Source organism: Roseinatronobacter ekhonensis (assembly GCF_900499075.1).
Taxonomy (GTDB): Bacteria; Pseudomonadota; Alphaproteobacteria; order Rhodobacterales; family Rhodobacteraceae; genus Roseinatronobacter; species Roseinatronobacter ekhonensis.
In genome coordinates, this window is the sequence record NZ_UIHC01000161.1 from 1 (window position 1) to 1,259 (window position 1,259).

Genomic DNA, 1,259 nt, shown 5'->3' on the forward strand with positions numbered 1-1,259 from the left:
CTCGAACTCGGCATCCGGCATGCGCACGAAGCCCTCGTATTGGGGTGGTGTCATCGGATCATCCTCCCACCGCTCAGCCGACCTTGCAGCCCCAGAAGGACGTGTGATCGGCGGCGAAGTAGCCGTCCGCGACCCGGAAATACCCCTGCAGCTCGACGGTATCGCCTGCGGTGAGCGGCACCATGGTCTGCAGCCAGATGGCGGTGGCGAGCGTGACGTGGGTGGCGGAGATCTCGCCGAAAGAACCCCGGATTTCGGTCGCGCCGTTCAGCACCAGCCGCCCACGCATGCGGGCAGTAGCGCTGGCGTTGATCTTGTAAAGCAGCGTTGCGCCGAACAGGTAAGTGCCGTCCACAGGCGCTGTGAACAGGTTTGTCCCGGCATCGAAACAGCCCTGATCATTATAGTCGGTGTTGTTCAGGCCAATCTTCGTCCAGGTGCCGACGCCGACGTAGTTGTCGTAGTTCGTGTAAGCCTTGAAGCGCGGCAGTTGCGGCTGCTCGACGATGCCGGTGGCGTTGTCCACGATCAGACCGTCGAAGAAGGTGCTGCCGTCGGCCGAAACAGCGAGGCGGAACCTTTCGGAGCCAAACAGCCCGACGAGCGCCTTTGTCACGAAACCGCTCTGCAGGGTCAGGCCGAGATCGTCGCCCGCCGCTTCCTTGTTCATGGTGTAGAACAGATCGCCGGTCCCGCCTTCGGCCACGGTCTTGGCTGTCCAGAGTGCCGCGTTCAGCTTGGCTGAAAACGGGTTGGCAGCGTCGGCGGTCGTGCCAAGACCGAGCAGCGCGAGGTTTTGCAAGAACGCAGGCGTGGTGCTAATCCACCCCGCGCCGTCGTAAACCAGCAGCAGACCTTCGTCCTCAACCCACGCACGCCAGCCCGCCCGGGGCGGCAGGCGCAGCCAGGCGCCATCGGTGAATACCGCGACATTCAGGTCCCAGCCCGCCCAGTCGCCCGTGCCGCCGCTGGCCACGATGTAGCAGTCGCCATCATTGGGAGAACCGGGCGGTGCAGTCAGGTCGCGGTCGAGGACGGAAAGCTGGACGAGCCCGTCGAGCAGCCGAAGCGCCTCGTTATGGGTGACATGCTTCTGGGCCTGCGCCGCGAGGATGTAGGGCAGTAGCAGATTGGTCGTGGCGTCGGACATGGGATGGCCTTCAGAACGTGAGCGTGACGGTCTTTGGCGCGCCCCGCCCGATCAGGGCGGAGAGCTGGAAGATGCGGACGTCGAGCGTGTCGCCGGGGCCGAGCGGCGC

The 1,259-nt window shown here is 64.7% G+C and carries 1 protein-coding gene; it reads right to left on the minus strand.

Annotation, left to right across the window (positions count from 1 at the left end):
• Positions 1–73: 73 nt before the first annotated feature.
• Positions 74–1,150, minus strand: coding sequence for a DUF2793 domain-containing protein (locus ROE7235_RS19610; protein WP_121097726.1), 1,077 nt, complete (start codon positions 1,148–1,150; stop codon positions 74–76).
• Positions 1,151–1,259: the final 109 nt, after the last annotated feature.